We start from the raw sequence: 23,481 nt of genomic DNA on the forward strand, positions 1-23,481 counted from the left end.
TCACTCCGCCTCGCTCTCGGCGAGCGCCCGGAACAGGGCGCGCTTGGCGATGCGCTGGGCGCCGAGAGCGTCCTGCGCCGCCTGGGCGTCGGCGAGCTCCTTGCGGTCGAGGTAGCCGAGCGCCCGGTGGAACGCCTTCATGGTGCGGATCCCGGTACGCGCCGCCTCGACCGGGTCCTCACGGAAGGGGAACTGGTCGAGCTGCCACACCCCGTCCCAGCCCGCGTCGTGGAGCGCGAAGAAGAACTCGAACGTCTCCAGAAGGTGCACCGACCCGACGACCATGTCGTCGTCCCAGCCGCGGAAGTTGTCGTTGACATCGATCGCGAACAGCCTGTCGCGCGCGATCGCCATCCGCGCCGCCTCCGCCGGTGTCTCTCCGCCGTACAGCGAGTGGCCGAAGTCCAGCAGCACGCCCACGTTGTCGACGGCCATGTCCTCGATCGCCAGCAGCGTGCGCGCGACCGAGGAGAACACCATCCGGTTGCGCGGCTCACGCGGCTTGTACTCGATCGCGAACCTCAGGTCGGGGAACGCCAGCGCGAGCTCCCGGACGGCGCCGACCGACTTGTCCCACAGGTCGGCGTAGTCGGCCTGGAACGGATAGTCGTAGCCGTCCTGGCCCGGCCAAAGCTTGACGTAGTCGACCCCGAGCTCGCGCCCGACCTCCGCCGAAGCGGCGACCAGGTCGATGGCCGCGCGCCGCACCCCGGGATCGGGGTTGGTGAAACCGCCCTTGGCGAACCTGCCGGTGTAGAACTCCGGCGTGACCGCGATGGCGCGCAGGTTCCGCGCCGCCAGCGCGTCCTTCACCTCGGCGGTGGCGATGCCGCCGGGCGGGAAGGGCCAGTTGAGGTCGACCACCGACAGGTCCTCGACCTGCCCGGCCAGCTCGATGGCGTCCAACACCGTGCGCGGCTCGCCGTAGCCGTCGGTGGCGTACCGGTCGACATAGGTGGCGAAGTGCCAGATTCCCGCCCCGAAGACGGGCCCGTCCGCGTCGTGAATTTTTATGCGCTCTCGATCAGACATGCATGCACGCTAAGGGAGGAACAAATCGGCGTCAAGGATCTCTTTGCGATCTCCAGCACCGGCCCGGCCCGGCGGGATGACCCGTGGCGACGAGCCCGTGGGACCCCCTGCCCGGGCCGGGCGGCGGCTCAGCCTCGGACGGTCAGCACCACGCGCTGGTACCCGGTGAGGGCCGGCGAGCCGCTGTCCGTGCCCTGCAGGATGAGGTGGATGGTCTGGCCGGGCTTCGCGTCGTCGGGCACGCGGAACCGCACCTGCACGAGGTTTCCCCCGAGCGACCTCTGAGCGAGCGAGAGGTCTCCCTGATAGGTGTCCGCGTCGGCGTACCGCCACCATCGGCCGGTCGCCTTGTCGCGATCGGGATCGGTGACCCGGCCGGTGAGTGTCACCGCCTGGCCCCGGTGGACACCGCGGTCCAGCCGCCCGCTCACCTTGACGGCGGGCCGATGGTTGGCGGCGGAGTAGCGGGAGGTGACCGTCCACCTCATCCGGGCGGCGAAATCCCGCTGGGCGGCGCCGAACCAGCGGGACGACGCATAGTCGGCGGACGGCCGCCCGCCGGCATCGACATCGGTTCCGTCCCGGCCGCCCCAGCCGCCGTAGCTCGCGTCGACATGCCCGCGCAGACCGTTGGCGACGAGGTTCATGAAGATCGACGTATCTCCTTCGGAGATCCACGATCCCTTCTCCTGCGGCGGGGTCCAGACGATGTAGCCCATGGCCTTGAGCTGCTCGGCCGTCAGGCCGGAGTGGCCGAAGTAGTCGAAGATGTCGCCGGGGACCATCTGCTTCCCGTCGCCCCAGACCCGGTAGAACGCGCCGAACGGGCCGACGTCCGACACATTGGCCTTCGTCCATCCGGCGGACAGGTACCCGGCGTCCTCGGGGAGCACGGCGTTACGCGCCCCGTACCCCCATATGCGGGTGGCCATCTCGCGGAACTCCATGTCCGGCCAGTTCGGCTTGATGTATTTCGCGTAGGTGTCGTCCTGGTCGCCGAACGACTGGATGATGCCCTTCCGGGACACCTTCTGGTAGATGGCGGGCCACTGCGGCGTGCCCGCGTACTCATCCTTGATGGACTTGAGCGCCCGGGCGATCGTGCTCTGGCCCGCGCCGGTGAGGAGGTACACCGGGCCAGGCCGGTCGTCCAGCAGCGCCCGCCTGATCAGATCGGATCCGGGCGAGTCCTTCGAGACGTCCCCGTCGAATTCGATGTTGCCGTGGAGTATCCGCGACCTCAGCTCCTGGGGCAGCGGATATCCCTGGGCGTGCACCCGCAGGTTCGGATACACCTTCTCGTAGATGTCGACGGCCTCGTGGATGAAGCGTTCTCCGGGCTTCCAGCGCCAGGACGTACACGGGCAGAGGTTCAGTCCGAACCGGGTGTACTCCCGTCCCGGCACGAACCATTTCGTGCCCTTGCCGTCACCGGCCCAGTGCACGCCACTGCTGGCGTACACCAGCCCTTCGGTATCGAACTCGTTGCTGTAGAGCAGATAGCGGATGAGCGTGTTCTGGTCGTCCAGTTCGGGGTCGTGCATCAGGATGACACGCGGCTTCTGCCGCCCGCCCTCCAGACCGGCCGGGGAGCGTTCGACGTTCTTCGCCGCCCCCTCGGCCGTCGCCGGGGAGGCGGCCAGCAGGGAACCGGCGACGGCTACGGCCAGGGCCGACACCGCCGTCCTGAGCAGCGGTGCACCCGGCGATGCCGCGGCTTTCTTCATACGTCATACATCCCTTCTCGATGCGCCACATCGGCGCAGCAGAACGCCATACGGAAGCGTTGACGGATGTTTCGGCCGACTATCCGCAAGTCGGCGAGGAAAGGTTTCGAGAAGAAGGGCAGAGGGAAGGGGGTGGGGGTTTCTTCGACGTCTGCCGCCTGGACGCCGACGAAAGCGACCGCAGCCTGACGACTATATATTCAAGGCCGATCTTTAATTCGAGCAGAGAGTAACGCATCGAAGGAATGCTGTCAATAGTGCTATGCACGTCTCTATGACGCCTGCGGCAAAGACACGGACGCCCGGCGGATTCCCCCGGAGCTCTCGACCGCGGAAAGCGGCGCCCGCGTGCGGCGGCGACGCCTGCCGCTCGGACGGAATGGTCCCCCTGTGAGAGTGACTTCCTCGACCGCCCCCGTGCCATTCGAAGGCGGTGCACCCGCCGGTCGAGCGGGCCTCTGCACGACCGGCAGGGCCAATGTCTGCGCTTCCTCACCGGGCACGGCGGGCAGGTCTCGGTTGCCCCGGACACACGCCACGGACTGGCCGCGAGCCGGGACGGCATCATGCGGCTCCGGGACTTCGGCCTTCCCGGGGAGCCGAACCGCCAGGACTCGGCGGTCGGGAGACTCAGGCGGAAGCCCCAGCGCTGAGCGGCGCCGCCGAGCTCGTCCTGTCACGGGTGCCGCTCGGCGGGGCGCCCGGACGGCGCGCCGGCACGGTGGAGATGGCTTGCGTTGCCGGGCGCCCCGCTGCCGCGCGCATGGAGGTCGGCGCGGTGCTTGTCTTACGCCGGGGAAGCGGTGTCCGCCAGGGCGGCCCTGTGCAGGACATTGGCGACGTGGCGCAGGTGGGCCGCGTCGACCAGGCGTCCGCCGCTGCCGATGGCCCCGATGCCGTCGGCGGCGGCGCTCTGGTAGGCGGCGATCTGTGTCGAGGCCGTTGATGCGGACGGCGCGCACGGTGCGCCCCCAGTCCAGCCCGGTCAGCGCGGCGACGGCGATGCCGCGCGCCTGCCGCTTCCCCGCCGCCTCCCCGGCTAAGCCGCAGTGACCAGGGACATTGGTTGGAGCCGCGCCCACGCCTCCTGTCTCGCCGGCGCTTCCAACGCAGCCGTGGGACTGAGGCTCACGAGGCCGTCCGCTCACGTGTGCGGTGACCGGAGCCGGCCGGTTCACCACCACGTTCGGGCTGGTTGATCTCGGCCCACACCGCGTCGAGGGAGAGGCCGAGGACTTCGGCGATCGCCGCGATGGTCGGGAAGGCAGGGGTGGCCACGCGGCCGGACTCGATCTTCCGGAGGGTCTCCGGCGAGACACGTGCGTCGAGCGCGGTCTCGAGCATCGAGCGCTCTCCCCTGGCCCGGCGTAGCAGGGCGCCGAGGCGCTGTCCGCGTTCGACCTCTGCGGGAGTGAGCGGCAACCTGACCATGATTCCGATTCTAGTACCGGTATAGTATGGCCGGTATAGTTATTGGTTGCATGAGAGGGCGCCGCATGATCGAGATTTTGAGCCCCGCCCAGCTGGCTCAAGCAAGGGACACGGGCGCCCTGGTCGCCGACATTCTGCAGACGCTGAAGAGCCGTAGCACGATCGGCACGAACCTCCTGGACATCGACCGGTGGACGAAGACCATGATCGTCGAGGCCGGAGCCCAGTCCTGCTACGTCGACTATGAGCCGTCCTTCGGACGCGGGCCGTTCGGCCACTACATCTGCACGGCCGTCAACGACGCCGTGCTCCACGGACGGCCGTACGACTACACGCTCGCCGACGGGGATCTGCTGACCCTCGACCTCGCCGTCTCCAAAGGCGGAGTCGCCGCGGACGCCGCCATCAGTTTCATCGTGGGCGAATCCAAGCCTCCGGAGAGCGTCGCGCTGATCAGCGCGACCGAACGCGCGTTGCGCGCGGGGATAGCCGCCGCCCGCCCCGGGGCCCGCATCGGTGACATCTCCCATGCCATCGGCTCGGTCCTCAGTGAGGCGGGGTATCCGATCAACACCGAGTTCGGAGGTCATGGCATCGGATCGACGATGCACCAGGACCCGCACGTCTCGAACACCGGACGGCCCGGCCGTGGGTACAAACTGCGCCCTGGGCTGCTGCTCGCCCTGGAGCCGTGGGTCATGGCGGACACCGCCGAGCTCGTCACCGATGCCGACGGGTGGACGCTCCGAAGCGCGACGGGCTGCCGGACGGCCCACAGCGAGCACACGATCGCCATCACCGCCGACGGAGCCGAAATCCTCACCTTGCCGAGGCAGACGCACCCGTGAGGAGGCGGGCGCGGCTCAGGTGCCGGGGCCGGCCGGAGGGTCGGTGTCCAGGGCGGAGGGCACCGCGGCGCCGGGTGCCAGGCCCGCGCTGCTCGCCGCCGACGTGGAACGGTAGGGGCCCCGCGTCCAGGCGCATCGACGCCTCGGCGAGGGGGAACGCGATGCCCTGGTTCCGGCCGATCGGCCGGTTGAACACGACCCGCTCCCCCGCGTACCGCACCGCCCGGAGCAGCGCCGCGCGGCCGATGCCCAGCGACTCGTGCGCGAGCAGGATCCGCTCGGGATTGATGCCGTCCAGCAGGTACTTGAACCCGCTGCCCTCCTCCCCGACCAGCGCCGACCCGGGGACGCGGAAGTCGTCCATGAACAGCTCGTAGGACGAGACCGCGTTGCGGCCCATCTTCGGGATCGGCCGCATCTCCACCTCGCCCCCGGTCAGGTCGACCACGAACATCGAGCGGACGCCGCCGCGAGGGCGTGGGCCTTGAACGTGCGCGCCGCCGCGCTCAGCCGGTGCGGCACCGGGTCGACGCCGCCGTCGAGATCCTCCGGACACCGGTCGCCGAACAGTCGTACCTCCGCCAGGCGGCCGGTCGCCATGGTCTCCAGCAGCCTGTCGCGGATCCGCTCGTCCGTGGCGTACAGGTCCGTGCACACCGCCAGTGTCCGCGGCCGCGGCCCGCGCACCGGACGGGCCGGCGCCGCCTCCAGCTCGACGACGCGGGCGCCGAGAATGCGCGCCGCCCGGCAGCCGGGGCGGGCCGCGGTGAGGACGTTGACCTCCCATCCGGCCATCCCCCGGTCGAAAAGCCAGCCTCCCGCGTACCGCACCACCTCCGCCATGGTCGGCGCGATCGCGACCAGCCGATGCCTCAGGGCGTGTCCGGGTCGGCGTCGGGGGACGGCGCAAGCTGCCGGGAGAGCGAGGCGATGTACTCGGCGAACACCGGGGTTGTGACTAGGGTCACTTTCGGATGCTGGGTTCTTGTGAAATGTGAGTGCGGATCTCAAATCCGTTCGTCACATGCACATCGCAGTAAGGTTCTACACATGGCGCACGAGACCGATCCGACCGCGACCGCCCCCGGCGAGGAGCCGGCCTGGAAGCGGCGCGCGGTCGAGCGCTCCACCAGGGCCGCCAAGCTGCGCGCCGAGCAGCGGGTGGAGCGGTTCCTGGACGCGGCGCAGGCGATCATCACGGAGAAGGGCACCACCGACTTCACCGTGCAGGAGGTCGTCGACCGGTCCCGCCAGTCGCTGCGCAGCTTCTACCAGCACTTCGACGGCAAGCACGAACTGCTGCTGGCGCTGTTCGAGGACGCCCTGCGCCGCACGGCCGACCAGCTGCGCGCCGCCGCGTCCGGCGCGTCCGACCCGGTGGAACGGCTCAAGGTCGCCGTCCAGTCGCTGTTCGAACTGTGCCGCCCCGACCCGGCCGCGCAGCGCCCGCTGTTCACCGACTTCGCGCCGCAGCTGCTGATCTCCCACCCCGCCGAGGTGAAGGTCGCGCACGCGCCGCTACTGGCGCTGTTCACCGAGCTGATGACCCAGGTCGAGGCCGCCGGGAAACTGCGCTCGGGCACCACGCCGCGACACGCCGCCGCGCTGACGATGCAGACGGTGATGTTCACCGCCCAGTCCAGCGGTGCTCCCGAGGACGGAACCGCGCATCCCATCACCGCCGACGAGATCTGGGACTTCTGCTCCACTGGCTTCGCCAAGCCGTAATCCGCGAAGCAGTTCTCTTTTCGGCCCAAAGGTCAGGGGGTCAGGAGCGCCTTGATGGCGCGGCGTTCGTCCATGGCCCTGTAGGCCTCGGCGGCCTGGTCCAACGGGAGGGTGAGGTCGAAGACCCTGCCGGGATCGATCTTCCGCTGCCAGATCAGGTCGATCAGCTCGGGCAGGAACCGGCGCACCGGGGCGGGGCCGCCGTGCAGGTGAACCTGGGAGAAGAACAGCTCCTGGCCGTTGAGGGAGACGTCGTGGCTGACTCCCACGAAACCGATGTGGCCGCCCGGGCGAGTGGAGCGGATGGCCTGCTGCATCGACTGCTGGGTGCCGACCGCCTCGATGACCGAGTGCGCGCCCAGCCCACCGGTCAGTTCCTTGAGCGCGGCCACTCCCTCGTCGCCGCGCTCGGTGACGATGTCGGTCGCGCCGAACTCGCGGGCCAGCCTCTGCCGCGTCTCGTGCCGGCTGAAGATCACCACCCGCTCGGCGCCCAGCCGGCGGGCGGCCAGCACACCCAGCAGACCGACCGCGCCGTCACCGACGACCGCCACCGTCCTGCTGGGGCCCGCCTGGGCGGCCACCGCACCGAACCAGCCGGTGCCCAGCACATCCGAGGCCGCCAGCAAACTGGGGATCAGATCGGAATCCGGAACACCGGGGGTGGCCACCAGCGTGCCGTCGGCCCAGGGAATCCGGGCACGCTCGGACTGGGTGCCGACCTGCGACATGAACACCCGGTGCACACAGGAGGACGGGTAGCCCGACCGGCAGATCTCGCACGTACCGTCCGAGGCCACGAACGAACCCACCACGAACTGGCCCGGCTTGACGGTCGCGACCTCGCTGCCGACCTCCTCCACCACGCCCACGTACTCGTGCCCCATCGGCATCGGCCCGTCGACGGGCTCGGCACCGCGGTAGGGCCACAGGTCCGAACCGCACACACAGGCCGCCGTCAGCCGGATGACCGCGTCGGTCGGCTCGATGATCCGCGGGTCGTCGATCTCCTCGACCCGCACGTCCCCCGGAGCGTGCAGAACAGTGGCGCGCATGATGGTCCTTCTTCCCGTTGGTCTCTCTGGGGGCCACTGCCATCCAAGACGCCGGCCGGCCCGGCGGGAAGGCACCGGCGAAGGGTGTACTGGCAGGGCACCCCTTCCCACAGGAAGGCCGCCTAGCCTGGCAAGAGTGGACCACCGCAGCCAAATCCGCGAGTTCCTGACCTCCCGCCGGGCCAGGATCAGCCCGCAGCAGGCCGGGCTACCCTCCTACGGCACCCGCCGGGTGCCCGGCCTGCGCCGTGCCGAGGTCGCCCAGCTGGCCGGGATCAGCGTGGAGTACTACTCCCGCCTGGAACGCGGCGACCTGTCCGGAGTCTCCGACAGCGTCCTGGACGCCCTGGCCCGCGCCCTGCGGCTCAACGATGAGGAACGCACCCACCTGGAGGACCTGGCCCGCACCGCCGGCCCCGGACAGCGCCGCCGGCGTCGCTCCGCCCCACAGCGGGTACGGCCCACGGTGCAGCGGATGCTGGACGCCATGACCGACGCGCCCGCGTTCGTCATGAACGGACGCGGCGACATCCTCGCCACCAACGCCCTCGGCCGGGCCCTGTACGCCCCCATGATCGACGCGGCCCGCGGCGCCACGCCCAACCACGCCCGGTACATCTTCCTCGACCCCGGTTCCCATCAGTTCTGGGGCGACTGGGACCGCGCCGCCGACGACACCGTCGCCCTCCTGCACGCCCAGGCCGGCCGCGACCCCTACGACAAGGACCTCACCGACCTCATCGGCGAGCTGTCCACCCGCAGCGACGACTTCCGCGCCCGCTGGGCCCGCCACGACGTCCGCCAGCACCACATCGGCACCAAGCCCTTCCACCACCCCGTCGTCGGCGACCTCCACCTCACCTACGAATCCCTCGACCTGCCCGCCGACGGACTCACCCTGGTCGCCTACGGCACCGAGCCCGGCAGCGAGTCCGAAGACAAACTCCGCCTGCTCGCGAGCTGGGCCACCACCTCCCGAACGCCGACCCGGACCCGCACTGATCATCGGCTGTGACGCTGCGGCCGGTCCGCCGACGCGCTCTCAGGCGGCCGGACCACCCCGCGGGCCACGTCGGCTCATGTGGTCTGGGGCGGCGCCGATTCCGGGGGCGGGGCGGCAGTGGAGCGGCGGACGATCAGGCTCGGGGTGACGGAGAAGCGCAGTGCCGAGGTGCGGCCCTCGATCCGTTCGAGCAGGAGCCGGGCGGCGGTGCGGCCCATGACGGCTCCGTCCTGGTCGACGGTGGTCAGCGCGATGTTGGGCAGGGCCGCGAGCTGGATGTTGTCGTATCCGACGACCGAGAGGTCGGCGGGGACGGCGAGGCCCGCCTCGTGGGCGGCGCCGAGGGCGCCGACGGCGGCCTGGTCGGCTCCCGCGAAGATCGCGGTCGGACGCGGATCCCGGCCGAGCAGCTCGCAGGCGCCCTGGTAACCGCCCTCCGCGCTGTAGGACGTCGTCACGACGGCGATCTCGTCGGCGAGGCCGTGCTCGCGCATCACCCGGTCGTAGGTCTCGGCGCGGATCACGTGCAGCAGGTCCGCGGGCCGCGCGCGGCTGTTGTCCCGGTGCGCGATGTGCGCGATCCTGCGGTGCCCGAGGGAGATCAGGTGCTCCACGGCCAGCCGGGCGCCCGTGTCGTCGTCGTCGCAGACCGTGTCGTAGGCGGCCGACCGCTCGTGCCGTCCGAGCACCACGGTGGGGATGTCGGCCGCGACCCGCTCCAGTCGTGTCCTGGCGGCGAGCGGGGCGACCATGAGGATGCCGTCCACCGGGCGGTCGACCAGGGCGTTGATCGCCCGTTCCTCGGACCGCTGGGTGAGGCCCCCCTGAATCATGATCGCCTGGTAGTCGGTGTCGGCCAGGTGCTCGGTGAGGCCGTCGAGGAGTTCGGCGAAGAACGGGCTCCTGATGTCCGGGAGCATGACGCCGATGGTGAAGGTGCGTCCGCGCAGGGCACGGGCGGCGGCGTGCGGGCGGTAGCCGAGTTCCGCGATGGCCGCCTGGACGCGGTCCCGCATGGCCGGGCTCACCCCGTAGGCGTTGCGGATCACCTTCGAAACGGCGGTGGTGGAGACCTGGGCGTGGCTGGCCACGTCGGCGATCGTCACCCGTCGCCGCCGGTCACCAGTGGCCATCGATCTCCTTTCCCGGACGCGCTCCGATTGTACGGGCGGCAGGCCCCAGGGCATGGGTAACGTTACCCATTCTGGCGCCGAAAACCTGCCGCCAGGCCATTCCACCTGGGCGAGTACCTGAGGATCGTTGCTCAAACGACCTCTTGACGGGCCTTCGGGTTACGCCTACGTTAAGCGCATCGGGGTGGTCATTAAAACGTTTTAACTCCCTCGGAGGGTGCTGTGAACACCTCTCTCCGCATGCTCGGGGCCGCCCTGACGGGCCTGGCGATGGCGGCGCTGACCTCCTGCGCCTCGGGTTCGGGCACCTCCGCGGACGGCACCGTCACGCTGTCGTTCCTGGTGGGCAGCGACGAGTCGACGGTGGACGCGGCCAAGGCGCTCGCCGACGCCTTCATGAGGGCGGAGCCCCGGATCAAGATCAAGACGGAGGTGGTCCCGGGCGGCGGCGAGGGGGACAACGTCGTCAAGACGCGGCTGTCGACCGGCGACATGACCGACGTGTTCTGGTACAACTCCGGCTCGCTGCTGCGGGCGCTGCACCCCAGCAGGACCCTGGTCGACCTCACCGGCGACCCCGTCCTGAGCAGGGTCAAAAAGGACTACCTGCCGGTCGTGTCGGTCGACGGCAGGGCCTACGGCGTCCCCGCCACCGCGGCCACGGGCGGCGGCATCCTCTACAACCGCAAGGTCTACGAGCGGCTCGGCCTGAAGGTCCCCAGGACGTGGGCCGAGTTCATGGCCAACAACGACAAGATCAAGGCGGCCGGGACCACCCCGCTGATCGCCACCTTCAAGGACACCTGGACGTCGCAGCTGCTCGTGCTGGGCGACTACCACAACGTCCAGGCCGCCGTTCCGTCCTTCGCCCGCGACTACACCGCCGGCAGGGCGCGGTTCGCCACCACCCCGGCCGCGTCCGCCGGGTTCCACCACCTGGCCCAGGTGCACGCCGAGGGCCACCTCAACAAGGGCTTCGGCTCGGCCACCAACGACCAGGGCCTCAAGATGCTGATCGAGGGCAGGGGCGCGCACTACGCGATGCTCGGCCTGACACTGCCGCCGCTGCTGGCCGCCCACCCGCAGGCGGCCACCGACATCGGTTTCTTCGGAATCCCCGGCGACGACCCGGCACGGCACGGCGCCACCGTCTGGGAACCGCCCGCCATCTACATCGCCAAGTCCACCGAGCACCTGGCCGAGGCGAAGAAGTTCCTGGCCTTCGTCGCCTCGCCACCCGCCGCGGAAGCCGTCACCAAGGTCGTGCCGCCGTCGGGACCGTACCGTGTGGAAGGCGCCGAACTGCCCGACGACGCCCCCCAGGTCGCCAAGGATCTGCAGGCGTACCTCGACCGCGGCGCGGCCACCCCGGCGCTGGAGTTCCTGTCCCCGGTCAAGGGCCCGTCCCTGGAACAGATCACGGTGGCCGTGGGGTCCGGGCTGACACCGCCCGCCCAGGGCGCCGCGCAGTACGACAGGGACGTGGAGAAGCAGGCCAAGCAGCTCGGGCTCCCCGGGTGGTGACGGGAGCCGTGGTCACCGAGCAGGACGCCGGCCCCCGCACGCGGCCCGGCCCGTCCGGAAAGCGGCGCCGCACCCGCACGACCCCGGCCTCCCGGGCCGAGCGACGCGCCGCCTACCCCTACGCGCTCCATCTGCCCGCCGCCGCCGTCTACCTGGTGATCTTCCTGGTGCCGACGGTGACGGCGTTCTACTTCGCGCTGACCCGGTGGACGCTGTTCGACAGCACCTTCGTCGGGCTGGACAACTTCCGCGATTTCCTGGCCGAGCAGAACCTGCGCATCGGGTTCCGGAACACCCTCGTCTACGCCGTCGTCACCAGCGGCCTGAAGGTCGTCCTCGGCATGGCCCTCGCCGTGCTGCTCACCGGCAGGCTCCGGCTGCGCGGCTTCCTGCGCTCGGTGGTGTTCTTCCCCGTGCTGGTCTCCACCGTCGCGGTCGGCATCACCTTCAGCATGCTGCTCAAGCCCGACACCGGCCTCGTCGACCAGGCCCTGGGGCTGGTGGGCGTGGACGGCCCCGACTGGCTCAGCGACGGCACTACCGCGTTGCTGTCGGTCGCGCTGGTGGACGTGTGGAAGGGCGTGGGCCTGGCCACCGTCATCTACATCGCCGGGATCGTGTCCATTCCGCGGGAGTACTACCAGGCGGTCGCGGTGGACGGCGGCTCGGCCTGGCAGGCCTTCCGGCACGTGACGCTGCCGCTGAGCCGGCCGGCCACCTCCTCGGTCATCGTCCTGTCACTGATCGGCGGACTGCGCTCCTTCGACCTGATCTGGACGATGACGCGCGGCGGCCCCGGCTTCACCAGCGACACCATCGCCTCGATCATCTACAAGCAGTACCAGGCCGGCTTCTACGGCCTGTCCACCGCCGGCAACGTGCTGCTGTTCGTGGTCGTGACCGCCGTCGTCGTCCCGCTCACCTACCTCCTGGGCAAGCGGCAGGTGACCCTGTGAGAGCACTCAGAAGGCTCGGCGCCGAGGCGGTCGCGCTGGCCGTGGCCACCGTGGTCTTCCTGGTCCCGTTCGCGTTCATGGCGCTGACCGCGGTGAAGAGTCCGGCACAGGCCACCGACCTGGACTTCTCCTGGCCCACCGAGTGGCGGATCGTGCAGAACGTCACCGAGGTGGTGCGGGCCCGCGACCACGTGCTGCTGCGCGCCTACGTCAACAGCACGATCGTCACCGTCGCGTCGGTCACGCTGATCGTGGTGTTCGGGGCGATGGCCGCGTTCGTGCTGCAGCGCCGCCCCGGCAGGCTCGGCGCGCTCGCGAACGCCCTGGTGCTGGCCGGGCTGATCATCCCGCCCGCGGTCGTGCCCACCATCTGGCTGCTGCAGAAGCTGGGGCTGTTCAAGACCCTGCCCGGGCTGGTCCTGGTCGAGATCGCCTACGGCCTGCCGTACGCGGTGCTGCTGTTCCGCGCGTTCATCGCGACGATCCCGCGGGAGCTGGACGAGGCCGCCATGATCGACGGCTGCGGTGGGCTGCGGCTGTTCCTCCAGGTGGTCTTCCCGCTGCTGCGGCCGGTCACCGTCACCGTGATCCTCACCAGCTCCGTGGCCGTCTTCAACGACTTCGTCAACCCGCTGTACTTCCTGCCCGGCGACGACTACGCCACCGTGCAGGTCACGCTCTACAACTTCCAGAGCCAGTACGGCACGCAGTGGAACCTGCTGTTCATGGACATCGTCCTGATCACCATTCCGCCGCTGCTGGCCTTCGTCTTCTTCAATCGCAAGATCGTCGCCGGTATGACCTCCGGCGCCGTCAAGGGCTGACCCCGGCACGGGCCGGACCCGCCAAGCGCTCACCCAAGGAGCAGCACACCTGTGACCACTGTGCGCGTCGAACCTCCCACGTTCGAGCACCATCGGGACCCTCTCGGCATCGGCGAGTCCGCTCCCCGGCTGTCCTGGACCGTCACGTCCGGCATCGCGGGCTGGCACCAGCGGGCCTACGAGATCCAGTTGAGCGACGGCGGCTCCACGGGGCGCGTCGAGTCGGCCGATTCGGTGCTCGTTCCCTGGCCCGGCATGGCGCTGGGCTCCCGCGAACGGCGCGGCGTGCGGGTGCGCGTGTTCGGCCGGGACGGATCGGCCAGCGGTTGGAGCCCTTGGTCCTGGGTGGAGGCGGGGCTGCTCGCCCCCGCGGATTGGCGGGCCGGCGCGGCGGCGCCGCCGCCGGACCTGCTGGGTCCGCCCGACGGGCCCGCCGTGCTGCTGCGCCGCGAGTTCGCGCTGCGGGCGCCGATCGCCTCGGCCCGCCTGTACGTCACCGCGCACGGCCTGTACGACGTCGAGATCAACGGCGTCCCGGTCGGCGACGATGTCCTGGCGCCCGGCTGGACCAGCTACGGCCACCGCCTGCGCTACCGCACGCACGACGTCACCGGGCTGCTGCGCGAGGGCGGCAACGCCGTCGGCGCCATGCTGGCCGACGGCTGGTACCGGGGCCGGATCGGCTACGGCGGCGGGAGGACCGCCGTGTACGGCGACCGCACCGCGCTGATCGCCCAACTGGAGATCACCTATGGCGACGGCACGACCGACCTGGTGACCACGGACGAGGACTGGCGGTGCGCGTCCGGCCCGGTCACCGCGGCGAGCCTGTACGACGGCGAGAAGTACGACGCCCGGCTGCTGCCGCCCGGCTGGTCCGAGCCCGGCTTCGACGCGGCCGGCTGGCGGCCCGCCGAGCTGCTCGACCATGATCCGGCCAGGCTGGTGGCGCCCACCGGACCGCCGGTGCGCCGCGTCGAGACGCTTCCTCCCGTCGCGGTGCTCACCGGGCCGGACGGGGAGACCATCCTCGACTTCGGGCAGAACATCTCCGGCCGCCTGCGCATCCGCGTCCGGGGACCGGCCGGTCGCACCGTCACCATGCGGCACGCCGAAGTGCTGGACGGCGGCGCCCTGGGCGTGCGGCCGCTGCGCACGGCCGACGCGCTCGACGCCTACACGCTGCGCGGCGACGCCGAGCCCGAGGAGTGGGAGCCGCGCTTCACCGTCCACGGGTTCCGCTACGCCCAGGTCGACGGCTGGCCCGGCGACCTGGACCCCGCCGACGTGCGGGCCGTGGTCTGCCACACCGACATGCGCCGCATCGGCGACTTCTCCTGCTCCGACCCGCTGCTCGACCGCCTGCACGAGAACGTCGTGTGGAGCATGCGCGGCAACTTCGTGGACATCCCCACCGACTGCCCGCAGCGCGACGAGCGGCTCGGCTGGACCGGTGACATCCAGGTGTTCGGCCCGGCCGCGGCGTTCCTCTACGACTGCGCCGGGATGCTGCGGTCCTGGCTGGAGGACCTGTCCGCCGACCAGCGCCGGTCCGGCACCGTCCCGCTGTTCGTGCCCTGGATCGACCTGGGGGGACCGTTCGCCCCGACGGACCCGATCGCCGCCTGGGGCGACGCCGCCGTCGTCCTGCCCTGGACCCTCTACCAGCGCACCGGGGACGTCGACCTGCTGCGCAGGCAGTACCCGAGCATGACGGCGTGGGTGGACCAGGTCACCGAACGGGCCGGCGGATCCGGCCTGTGGGACACCGGGCCGCAGCTCGGGGACTGGCTCGACCCATCCGCACCGCCCGACCGGCCGGCCGAGGCGGCCACCGATCCGGGCCTGGTCGCCACCGCCTGCTTCGCGCGCTCCGCCCGGCTGGTCGCCGACACCGCAGAGCTGCTCGGCCATGGCGAGGACGCCCGCCGGTACCGGAAGCTCGCCGAACGGGTCAGGACCGCGTTCGACGCCGCATACGTCTCACAGGAGGGAAAGGTCTCCGGCGACTCCCAGACGGCCTACGCCCTGGCGCTGCGGTTCGGGCTCATCGACGGTGCGGAACGCCGCGCGCACGCCGCCGCACGCCTGGTCGAACTCGTCCGCGCGAGCGGCCACCGCATCGGCACCGGCTTCGTCGGTACCCCGCTGATCTGCGACGCGCTCACCGAGGCGGGCGCCGTCGGCGACGCCTACCGGCTGCTGCTGCAGACCGAATGCCCGTCCTGGCTGTACGCGGTGACGATGGGCGCCACCACCGTCTGGGAGCGCTGGGACAGCCTGCTGCCCGACCGCACCATCAACCCCGGCGAGATGACCTCGTTCAACCACTACGCCCTCGGGGCCGTCGCCGACTGGATGCACCGCACCCTCGCGGGGCTGGCACCCGCCGCGCCCGGCTACCGGCGGATCCTCGTACGCCCTCGTACGGGCGGCGGGCTCACCCACGCCCGCGCCGCCCACACGACCCCGTACGGCGTGGCCGAGGTCAAGTGGGAGCGCACCGGTGAACGGCTCACGCTGCACGTGCTCGTTCCGCCCAACACCACCGCGGCCGTTCACCTGCCGACGGCGCCCGACCGGCCCATCGAGGCCGGGCCGGGGCGGCACGTCTTCCACTGCGACACACCCGGGCAGGCGTGACGGGCCGTCGCATCCCGACTTCCTGCGGAACGTTCCGCAGGACCGCACCACGCATATGCGCTGACGATGAAAGGAGCCCGATGTCGGTCAGCAAACGTTCGATCGGCGCGCTCACGGCCATGGGCCTGCTCGTGGCCCTGGCGCCGCCGCACGGGGCGGCGAACGCCACCGCGGCATCACCCGCCGACACCGGCTACGTCCAGGTGGGACACCTCGGCGTGGACGGCCGCCATGACTCACCCGAAGGGCTGGACAACCCGCGTCCGACGCTGAGCTGGCAGATCAGCGAGACCCGACGCGCCAGATCGCACCCATGCCACCGGCCCGGCGCCAAGATCCCCTGCCCTGCCGACCGGCAGACCGCCTACGAGGTGCAGGCGGCAGAGACGACGCGGAAACTGGCGGCGGGGCGGCTGATCTGGACGTCGGGCCGGGTGCGCACCACGCAGCAAAGCGTCACCTTCGGACGAACGCTCGGCTCAAGGGACACGGTCGCCTGGCGCGTCCGGGTATGGGACGCCAACGGAAAGCCGTCCGGATGGTCGGCTCCGGCCACCTGGTCGACGGGCCTGCTGGAGCAGAGCGACTGGGGCGACGCCCGGTGGATCGACTACCCGGACCGCGCCGAGAACCAGCCGCTGCCGATCTTCGCGCGCAAGTTCCGGGTGCCGCGCGGCAAGAAGGTCGCCGACGCGCGCCTGTACCTGTCCGGCGTCGGGCTGCACCACGCCACCGTCAACGGCAGGGAACTGACCGACGAGGTGCTGGCCCCCGGCAACTCCAACTACCAGCTGTCCACCGAGTACCGCACCTACGACCTCACCGGCGTGCTGCGGTCCGGCGACAACACCATCGGCGTCGAACTGGGCAACGGCACCGCCTACGTGCGCCGCAGCGTGACGAACCCGGCGGTGGGACGCACGTCGCCGTACTCGTGGTGGCAGAGCCAGCTCAAGGGCAACGGCACGCTCGCCGCGGCCGCCGCCGCCGGCGCCACGACGGTCAAGGTGAACTCCGTCGACGGCTACCACGTCGGCGGGACGATCAACATCGACACCGGCGGGGGCGGCGACCGGCTGGAGTCCCGCACGATCACCCGGGTCGGCACGGCCGGAGCCGACGGAACCGGCATCGCCTTCACCCCGGCGCTGACCGGCGGGCACGCGGCCGGCGCCAAGGTCACCGGCTCGGGCAACAACGTCGCCGCCAGCGACCCGTCCGCGGGAGCCGCCGTGACACCGCGGCTGATCGGCCGCGCCGAGATCCGCTACACCGACGGCGGCACCGACGTCATCGTCACCGACCGGTCATGGCGCACCGCCCTCGGGCCCCTGGTCACCGACGCCTGGTACTCGGGCGCGGACTATGACGCGCGCCGGGAACAGCCGGGTTGGAACGAACCAGGCGCCGACCTGACCGCGTCCGCCAAGCGCCGGGACGGCTCGGCCACCGGCTGGACCGGCGCGGGCATCGCGCCGCCGCCGAACCTGGCGACCAGGCTGGTGGCGCGGAACGCCGAGCCGGTCCGGGCGCAGGAGAAGCTGACCCCCGTCTCGGTGACCAACCCCTCCCCCGGTACCTGGGTGTTCGACTTCGGCCAGAACTTCACCGGCTGGCCGCAGCTCAACCTGCGCCGGGTCCCTGCGGGGACCACGGTGAAGATGGCGCCGGCCGAGTCGCTGAACCCCGACGGAACGGTGAACCAGGCGTCCCTCATGGGTGGCGGCGGTTCCCGGGGCGTCGACCTGTTCAACACCTACACCGCCCACGGCGACCCTCGCGGCGAGACCTGGCATCCGGACTTCAACTACTTCGGCATGCAGTGGGTGCAGGTCACCGGGCTGCCCGACGGCTACAAGCCCACCCGCGACCTCGTCACGGGGATCAGGTTGCAGGCCGACACCCCCGCCGCGGGCGAGTTCGGCAGCTCCAACGCGCGGATCAACCGCATCCACAAGATGGCGTACTACTCCATCGCCAGCAACATCATGTCGACGTTCACCGACTGCCCCGGCCGGGAGAAGCTGTCCTACCCCGCCGACTACACCATGCCCATGGGGGCCGTCCATCGGAACTTCGAGCTCGCCGCCTACCTGCGCACCACGATGCGGCACCTGGTGGAAGGCCAGTCCGTCGCCGACACCCCGATGCGCGGAAACGTCGCGCTCAAGACCCCCGTCTACGACTGGGGCTACAGCGGCCGCTTCGGCGACGAGATCAACTGGGGCAACGCCATCGTCCTGGTCCCGTCCATGCTGTACGAGCTGTACGGCGACACCCAGACCATGGCGCGGTACTACGACCGGATGAAGATGTACGTCGACTACATCCGGCGGGAGAAAGTCGGCACCGGCGCGAACGCGCACATCGTCGACGCCGCGCTGGCGGACTGGGTGGCCGCCGACCAGACCTCGGGCCGCATCACCGGCACCTGGGGCTACTACATCATGATCAGCAAGATGGCCCGCATGGCCGAGCTCACCGGCCACACCGCCGACGCGGCCGAGTACCGCACGCTCGCCGCCGACATCAGGGAGGCGTTCAACAAGGCGTTCTTCAACGAGTCGCTCGGCCGCTACACCGCCAACGGGAACGCCGGCTCCGAAGGCGCCACCCAGGCCGCGCAGGCGCTGGCGCTGGACTCCGGGCTCGTCCCGGACGACAAGCGCGCCCAGGTGCTGAACGCCCTCGTCGAGCTGGTCTACGCCTACCACCCCAACGGCGAGGGCCCGCATTTCAGCGGCGGCACCATCGGCATGGCCTCCACCATCCGCGCCCTGGCCGACGGCGATCGCGACGACGTGCTGTGGGACCTGCTCCAGACCGACGACCAGCCCGGCTACGGCTACTTCATGGCGTCCACCCCGGCCAACCCGGGCGGGATGACCACCATCGGCGAACGCTGGAACAGGGGCGACTCCAAGAACCACATGATCCTCGCCCAGATCGAGGAATGGTTCCACTCCGGCGTCGCCGGAATCCGCGCCGCGTCCGGCGCCACCGCCTACGACAAGCTGGTCTTCCAGCCCAAGCCGGTCGGCGACCTGCGCTACGCCCACGGCAGCTACGCCACGCCGTACGGCGTCGCGCGAAGCTCGTGGACCAAGTCGACCCAGGGCTTCCAGCTGAAGATCACCGTCCCGGCGAGCACCACGGCCGAGGTCTGGGTGCCCACCAGCGGACGGCCCGGCCCGACACCGGCCCGGGCGACCTTCCTGCGCACCGACGGCAAGCACGCCGTCTATTCCGTCCCCTCAGGCGAGTTCACGTTCACCTCACCGGCGGCGAAGTGAGGCCCGCCCAACGCGCCTGAACACCTGACCGGGCGTACGGGTGTCACACGCGCTGTGGCACCCGTACGCCCGTGCCGTCGCCGGTCGCAGCCGGTAGCGACGGTGCGGCCGCTGGAAGGCTACGACTCGTCCCGGGCGGGCCGGGTCTTGGCGCGGGCAGCAGGCCGCTCCTCCCCGTCCCGCAGCATCGCCAATGCCTTCTCGATCCGCCGTATGCGCGTCTCGGGCTTCTTCGCGCCTTCGATCGCGAGCACGTGCTTGCGCTTGTGGCTGTAGGCCAAGCGGTCGTAGGCGGCGCGTGCGACCGGGTCGGCGTCCAGGGCCTGGGCGAAGTCGGCGGGCTCGACCACGACAGGGGGCTCGGTATCGAGTTCCACCTCGACCTCGACCTGGTCGCCGATCACGAGACCGGCGGCTTGCCGGTTGGCTTTGCTGATGCCGATCAGGTAGCGGCCGCGCATGATGGCGATCATGCTCTTCCAGGAATGCCCGTTGATGGTGATGGTCACCCTCGGCCGCCTGCCTCCACCGAGCGCGTCCACGACCTCTTCGGGGACTTCCAGCCCCCTCATGGGCTCCGGAGGCTCGACGTAGGCCCGAAACTTCATGATCTGCTCCCGCTGTCCTGCCGGCTCACCGCGAATCCAGCCCGCCCCGCCCCGGGTACCGGCCACTTCCTCGCCGAGGCTATCGCCGCGTCCGGGATGGCCGCGGCGGGGCAGGAGGCGTACGCGGTGACCTGCCATAGATAACCGTCGGGGTCGCTGGGCGGGAGCCGCCTCCTTGACCACGCTGCCGCCGGCAGCCGCCGCGCCGCGCATGATCTCATCCGCCGCTTCCCTGGAGTCGGGGTTGAGGTGAACCAAGGCACCGCGGATCCCGGTTCCCTCTGCGGAGACGCCGGCGTCCTGCGCCATTCGTAGAGGGCCAGATGCGGGGACCCGTCGGCAGGTTGAAGTCCATTCCGGTGTCATGAGTGGACCGGCCTGTCCGGTGGTGACGTCGGTCCTTGTGGCGCCGTCTACGCGGCGGTGCTTGCGAGGTGTCAGCGCCCGGTCGTGCCGTCGATCAGTTCGCGGAGGATGTCCGCGTGGCCCGCGTGGCGGCCGGTCTCCTCGATCATGTGGGTGAGTGCCCAGCGGATGCTGGGAGCGGGGCGGCCCGGCCGCGGTCGAGGGACCGGTGCGCCGAGATCGGTGCACCCGTCGAGGACGTCGTTGGCGCGCTCGACCGTCTCGCGGTAGCGGGCCACGACATCGGCCGCGCTGTCGGCCGGTGCGGCCTGGAAGGTCGCCTGCCAGTCGGTGACGTCGTCCCCGAGGAAGATCGAGCGCTCGACGAAGGTCAGGTGGTTGAGCAGGCCGAGCAGGTTCGTGCCCGACGGCACCGCGGCTGTCCGCACCTGCGGTTCGGGGGCACCCTCGACCTTCGCGGCGATCGAGGTCCGGAGGTAGTCGAGGAATTCGCGCAGGGTCTCCGTCTCGCTGCTTCCGGTGCGGGGCGGCGGGGTGTCGCCGCGGCGGTTGCGGCGCGTGGTCCTGGACACGGTGGTCTCCTTCCTTTGTGGGGAGCGGCGCTGGTCGCCGTGTCAGGCGGTGCGGCGGATGAGCAGGACGTGGTCGGTGACCTCGGCGGTGCTCCCGTCTGGTCCGGTCGCGATCCGGCGGGGTGCGTCGGCACGCTCGACGGTCCATGTCGCCGCGTCCAGATCGATACCCGCGGCGACCTCCCGCGGGCTCGGATACCGGACGTCGGGATCGGTGTTCCACGACCACGGCGCGGCCGAGCCGTGGTCGACGACCAGCAGCCGCCCACCCGGGCGCAGTGCGTGCGCGGCCGAGCGCAGGGCGGTTGCCCTGTCCAGGTCGAACGGGGTGTGCAGGTAGTGGGCACAGATCAGGTCGAACCGACCTTGCGGGAAGGACTTGTGCAGGTCGTACCGCACGGTGATGACCCGGTTGCCAAGGCCGTGTGAGCGGGCGAGGCCGGCGAGCCGCTCGACCGCAACGGCCGAGATGTCTACGGCGGTGACCTGCCACCCCTGGCGGGCGAGCCACAGCGTGTCGCCGCCGTCGCCGCATCCGAGGTCCAACGCGTCGCCCGGCGGGAGGCCTGTGACCGTCTCGGTGAGACGAGCGTTCGGCTGCGGGTCGATGGCAGGTCGGGCCGCGTGGACGCCGTCCCAGAACGTGACCGCATCGGTGGTGCTCATCAAGACTCCTTCTGTCGGCACGCGCTCAGTCTTGCCGGGCTCACCACGATCTGGCACGAAATCTTGCCGTTCCGGCAACATGGCCTCGTGGACCACACAACAGAAGACGTGCTCGACGCGGTGGGGCCGCGGCTGCGTGCGCTGCGTCGGGACCGCGGCATCACCCTCGCCGACCTCGCGGCGACGACCGGCGTGTCGCAGAGCACCCTGTCCCGGCTGGAGAGCGGAAAGCGCCGGGCGACTCTGGAGTTGCTGCTGCCGCTGGCCCGTGCCTACGACGTTCCGCTGGACGACCTCGTCGGCGCCCCGCGCACCGGCGACCCCCGGATCCACCTCAAGCCGATCCGGCGATTCGGAATGACGTTCATACCGCTGTCCCGGCGGCCGGGCGGGGTGCACGCGTTCAAGATGATCATCCCCGCCCAGCCGGAACCGCTCGAACCGACCCCGCAGACCCACGACGGATTCGAATGGCTGTACGTGCTCAACGGACGCCTGCGGCTGGTGCTCGGCGAGCGCGACCTGACGTTGCCGCCCGGCGAGGCCGCCGAGTTCGACACGTCCTTGCCGCACTGGCTGGGCAGCGCCGACGGCGGCGTGGTGGAGCTTCTCATCCTGTTCGGCCTGCAGGGGATGCGAGTGCACGTGCGCGCCGATCCTCATCGGTCGTCTCACGGCGGGAGCCGGCGGTGAACTCAGCGAAAGACCATCTGTCTGTTCGCACCGGCAGTGAGTCCGATCAGCACTAGGCCAGTGAGATCATCCTCATCGTCGGGGGCATCAGGAACGCCCGCCAGGACCCCTCACCGACCCGCACAACCAGAAACCGGACGCGCCACTCAGCGCGTGTTCTCGCGCCGTTGTTCCGCGCGGGGTGCGCGGTTTGCGGCCGGAGGCGGCACCTCACCGCCGCGGCCCGGGTGATGGATTCCTCACGCGTCCGTTGTGGAAAGGGGTGGACCCGTCCCCTCACCAGGGCCGATCGTGGGCGACATGAGCGATCACCGCATGGCCCCTGTCGCCCCTGCCGCCTCCGCCGAACCCACCGCCGCCGCCTCGTACAGTGCCGGGTCGCCGAGGTCGAGCGCAGCCACGGGTCCGCGAGGGGCCACGAGTGACGTGACCTTGGCCGATGAGGCCGGTGAGGTGCGCCGCTTCTGGGGCCGGCTCGGGCTTCCGGGGCTGGTCGACGTCCACACGCACTTCATGCCCGAGCGTGTCCTGCACAAGGTCTGGAACTACTTCGACACGCACGGACCGCTGATCGGCGGGCTCGAGTGGCCGATCACCTACCGGAAGGAGGAGGCGGAGCGGACGGCCCTTCTCCGGGAGTTCGGCGTCCGGGCCTTCACCGCGATGCTCTACCCGCACAAGCCCGGCATGGCCCGGTGGCTGAACGGATGGGCGGCCGACTTCGCCCGCCGCACCCCCGACTGTCTGCACACCGCCACCCTCTACCCCGAGCCGGACGTCGAGACCTACGTCCGCGAGGCCATCGAAGCGGGCGCGCGTGTGTTCAAGTCGCACGTCCAGGTGGGGGCGTACGACCCGGCCGACGAATTGCTCCACCGGGCATGGGGGGTGTTCGCCGAGGCCGGGATCCCCGTGGTGATCCACTGCGGTTCCGGGCCCGCGCCCGGCAAGCACACCGGCCCCGAGCCGATCGCCCGGGTGCTGGCGCGGCACCCCCGGCTGCGGCTGGTCATCGCGCATATGGGGATGCCCGAGTACGAGGAGTTCCTCGGCCTCGCCGAGCGGTACGAGCAGGTGCGGCTGGACACGACGATGACGTTCACCGACTTCACCGAGGAATTCATGCCGTTCCCGCGCCGGGCCCTGCCCCGGCTCGCCGGGCTCGGCGACCGCATCCTGCTCGGCTCCGACTTCCCCAACATCCCCTATCCCTATGTGCACCAGCTCCACGCCCTGGAGACGCTGGGCCTCGGACAGGAATGGCTGCGGGCGGTGTGCCACGACAACGCGGCGAGGCTGTTCGGATTGGCTTCTGAGGAGCCTCAAACCGATTCTGGACGCTAGTGCCCCCGCGGATTGCCGAGGGGCCGCGACGTTGC

The 23,481-nt window shown here is 70.7% G+C and carries 20 protein-coding genes; 10 read left to right on the top strand and 10 right to left on the bottom strand.

The features are described 5' to 3' along the window. The 3 genes from ABD811_RS01715 to ABD811_RS01725 all read right to left on the bottom strand — a co-directional run bounded on the left by ABD811_RS01715 (position 1) and on the right by ABD811_RS01725 (position 4,190). On the bottom strand, positions 1-1,032 hold the full coding sequence (locus ABD811_RS01715; protein ID WP_344939649.1) for a sugar phosphate isomerase/epimerase family protein: 1,032 nt from the start codon (positions 1,030-1,032) through the stop codon (positions 1-3). Between the two features lie 128 nt (positions 1,033-1,160). Continuing rightward, positions 1,161-2,759, bottom strand: coding sequence for a DUF1593 domain-containing protein (locus ABD811_RS01720; RefSeq protein WP_344939651.1), 1,599 nt, complete (start codon positions 2,757-2,759; stop codon positions 1,161-1,163). Between the two features lie 1,128 nt (positions 2,760-3,887). Continuing rightward, positions 3,888-4,190, bottom strand: coding sequence for a helix-turn-helix domain-containing protein (locus tag ABD811_RS01725; protein ID WP_344939653.1), 303 nt, complete (start codon positions 4,188-4,190; stop codon positions 3,888-3,890). Between the two features lie 65 nt (positions 4,191-4,255). Here ABD811_RS01725 and map point away from each other — a divergent pair, with 65 nt between their 5' ends. Further along, a complete protein-coding gene (gene map, locus ABD811_RS01730) occupies positions 4,256-5,038 on the top strand; it encodes a type I methionyl aminopeptidase (protein ID WP_344939655.1) in 783 nt (260 codons plus the stop codon). On the opposite strand, the gene ABD811_RS01735 is transcribed toward map, so the two are convergent. Both ABD811_RS01735 and ABD811_RS01740 read right to left on the bottom strand, forming a co-directional pair. Beyond that, positions 5,010-5,492 carry an acyl-CoA dehydrogenase family protein gene (locus tag ABD811_RS01735; RefSeq protein ID WP_344939657.1) on the bottom strand — a complete coding sequence of 161 codons (483 nt, stop codon included), beginning with the start codon at positions 5,490-5,492 and terminating at the stop codon, positions 5,010-5,012. The two genes, map and ABD811_RS01735, sit on opposite strands and share 29 nt — an antisense overlap. Then, positions 5,474-5,881, bottom strand: a complete 408-nt coding sequence (locus tag ABD811_RS01740) for a hypothetical protein (protein WP_344939659.1) — start codon at positions 5,879-5,881, stop codon at positions 5,474-5,476. The genes ABD811_RS01735 and ABD811_RS01740 overlap by 19 nt, the downstream gene beginning before the upstream one ends. A 207-nt stretch (positions 5,882-6,088) precedes the next feature. Here ABD811_RS01740 and ABD811_RS01745 point away from each other — a divergent pair, with 207 nt between their 5' ends. After that, complete coding sequence (locus ABD811_RS01745) at positions 6,089-6,766, top strand: TetR/AcrR family transcriptional regulator (protein WP_344939661.1); 678 nt, start codon at positions 6,089-6,091, stop codon at positions 6,764-6,766. Between the two features lie 32 nt (positions 6,767-6,798). On the opposite strand, the gene ABD811_RS01750 is transcribed toward ABD811_RS01745, so the two are convergent. Next, positions 6,799-7,821: a zinc-dependent alcohol dehydrogenase family protein gene (locus tag ABD811_RS01750; protein WP_344939662.1), complete on the bottom strand. Its 1,023-nt coding sequence runs from the start codon at positions 7,819-7,821 to the stop codon at positions 6,799-6,801. A 136-nt stretch (positions 7,822-7,957) separates the two neighbouring features. Here ABD811_RS01750 and ABD811_RS01755 point away from each other — a divergent pair, with 136 nt between their 5' ends. Continuing rightward, on the top strand, positions 7,958-8,836 hold the full coding sequence (locus ABD811_RS01755) for a helix-turn-helix domain-containing protein (protein WP_344939664.1): 879 nt from the start codon (positions 7,958-7,960) through the stop codon (positions 8,834-8,836). Between the two features lie 62 nt (positions 8,837-8,898). On the opposite strand, the gene ABD811_RS01760 is transcribed toward ABD811_RS01755, so the two are convergent. Beyond that, complete coding sequence (locus tag ABD811_RS01760; RefSeq protein ID WP_344939666.1) at positions 8,899-9,957, bottom strand: LacI family DNA-binding transcriptional regulator; 1,059 nt, start codon at positions 9,955-9,957, stop codon at positions 8,899-8,901. Positions 9,958-10,179: 222 nt separating this feature from the next. On the opposite strand from ABD811_RS01760, the gene ABD811_RS01765 reads away from it, so the two are divergent. The 5 genes from ABD811_RS01765 (at position 10,180) to ABD811_RS01785 (ending at position 19,197) form a co-directional block, all read left to right on the top strand. Further along, a complete protein-coding gene (locus tag ABD811_RS01765) occupies positions 10,180-11,481 on the top strand; it encodes an ABC transporter substrate-binding protein (RefSeq protein WP_344939668.1) in 1,302 nt (433 codons plus the stop codon). Between the two features lie 8 nt (positions 11,482-11,489). Then, positions 11,490-12,437, top strand: coding sequence for a carbohydrate ABC transporter permease (locus tag ABD811_RS01770; protein WP_344939670.1), 948 nt, complete (start codon positions 11,490-11,492; stop codon positions 12,435-12,437). Then, positions 12,434-13,261 carry a carbohydrate ABC transporter permease gene (locus ABD811_RS01775; protein WP_344939672.1) on the top strand — a complete coding sequence of 276 codons (828 nt, stop codon included), beginning with the start codon at positions 12,434-12,436 and terminating at the stop codon, positions 13,259-13,261. The genes ABD811_RS01770 and ABD811_RS01775 overlap by 4 nt, the downstream gene beginning before the upstream one ends. Positions 13,262-13,312: 51 nt before the next feature. Continuing rightward, complete coding sequence (locus ABD811_RS01780; RefSeq protein ID WP_344939674.1) at positions 13,313-15,904, top strand: family 78 glycoside hydrolase catalytic domain; 2,592 nt, start codon at positions 13,313-13,315, stop codon at positions 15,902-15,904. Between the two features lie 80 nt (positions 15,905-15,984). After that, entirely contained in the window at positions 15,985-19,197 is a 3,213-nt protein-coding gene (locus ABD811_RS01785; protein WP_344939676.1) for a family 78 glycoside hydrolase catalytic domain, read from the top strand. A gap of 119 nt (positions 19,198-19,316) precedes the next feature. Here the strand turns inward: ABD811_RS01785 and ABD811_RS01790 are convergent, their stop codons facing one another. From ABD811_RS01790 to ABD811_RS01800, 3 genes are all read right to left on the bottom strand, one after another. Next, a complete protein-coding gene (locus ABD811_RS01790) occupies positions 19,317-20,114 on the bottom strand; it encodes a YdeI/OmpD-associated family protein (RefSeq protein ID WP_344939678.1) in 798 nt (265 codons plus the stop codon). A 128-nt stretch (positions 20,115-20,242) separates the two neighbouring features. Beyond that, positions 20,243-20,743 carry a DinB family protein gene (locus tag ABD811_RS01795; RefSeq protein ID WP_344939679.1) on the bottom strand — a complete coding sequence of 167 codons (501 nt, stop codon included), beginning with the start codon at positions 20,741-20,743 and terminating at the stop codon, positions 20,243-20,245. Positions 20,744-20,785: 42 nt separating this feature from the next. Beyond that, positions 20,786-21,409, bottom strand: a complete 624-nt coding sequence (locus ABD811_RS01800; protein WP_344939681.1) for a class I SAM-dependent methyltransferase — start codon at positions 21,407-21,409, stop codon at positions 20,786-20,788. 87 nt (positions 21,410-21,496) lie between these two features. On the opposite strand from ABD811_RS01800, the gene ABD811_RS01805 reads away from it, so the two are divergent. Then, positions 21,497-22,102, top strand: a complete 606-nt coding sequence (locus ABD811_RS01805; RefSeq protein ID WP_344939682.1) for a helix-turn-helix domain-containing protein — start codon at positions 21,497-21,499, stop codon at positions 22,100-22,102. Between the two features lie 426 nt (positions 22,103-22,528). Next, a complete protein-coding gene (locus ABD811_RS01810; RefSeq protein ID WP_344939684.1) occupies positions 22,529-23,446 on the top strand; it encodes an amidohydrolase family protein in 918 nt (305 codons plus the stop codon). The last annotated feature ends 35 nt before the right edge of the window (positions 23,447-23,481 follow it).

The organism is Actinomadura miaoliensis (genome assembly GCF_039536785.1).
Lineage (GTDB): Bacteria > Actinomycetota > Actinomycetes > Streptosporangiales > Streptosporangiaceae > Spirillospora > Spirillospora miaoliensis.

Coding starts and splice junctions, on each gene's coding strand:
- ABD811_RS01760 (WP_344939666.1), bottom strand. CDS start 9,957: ATGGCCACTGGTGACCGGCGGCGACGGGTGACGATCGCCGACGTGGCC.
- map (WP_344939655.1), top strand. CDS start 4,256: ATGATCGAGATTTTGAGCCCCGCCCAGCTGGCTCAAGCAAGGGACACG.
- ABD811_RS01800 (WP_344939681.1), bottom strand. CDS start 21,409: ATGAGCACCACCGATGCGGTCACGTTCTGGGACGGCGTCCACGCGGCC.
- ABD811_RS01735 (WP_344939657.1), bottom strand. CDS start 5,492: ATGTTCGTGGTCGACCTGACCGGGGGCGAGGTGGAGATGCGGCCGATC.
- ABD811_RS01750 (WP_344939662.1), bottom strand. CDS start 7,821: ATGCGCGCCACTGTTCTGCACGCTCCGGGGGACGTGCGGGTCGAGGAG.
- ABD811_RS01785 (WP_344939676.1), top strand. CDS start 15,985: ATGTCGGTCAGCAAACGTTCGATCGGCGCGCTCACGGCCATGGGCCTG.
- ABD811_RS01715 (WP_344939649.1), bottom strand. CDS start 1,032: ATGTCTGATCGAGAGCGCATAAAAATTCACGACGCGGACGGGCCCGTC.
- ABD811_RS01790 (WP_344939678.1), bottom strand. CDS start 20,114: ATGGCGCAGGACGCCGGCGTCTCCGCAGAGGGAACCGGGATCCGCGGT.
- ABD811_RS01720 (WP_344939651.1), bottom strand. CDS start 2,759: ATGAAGAAAGCCGCGGCATCGCCGGGTGCACCGCTGCTCAGGACGGCG.
- ABD811_RS01745 (WP_344939661.1), top strand. CDS start 6,089: ATGGCGCACGAGACCGATCCGACCGCGACCGCCCCCGGCGAGGAGCCG.
- ABD811_RS01740 (WP_344939659.1), bottom strand. CDS start 5,881: ATGGCGGAGGTGGTGCGGTACGCGGGAGGCTGGCTTTTCGACCGGGGG.
- ABD811_RS01725 (WP_344939653.1), bottom strand. CDS start 4,190: ATGGTCAGGTTGCCGCTCACTCCCGCAGAGGTCGAACGCGGACAGCGC.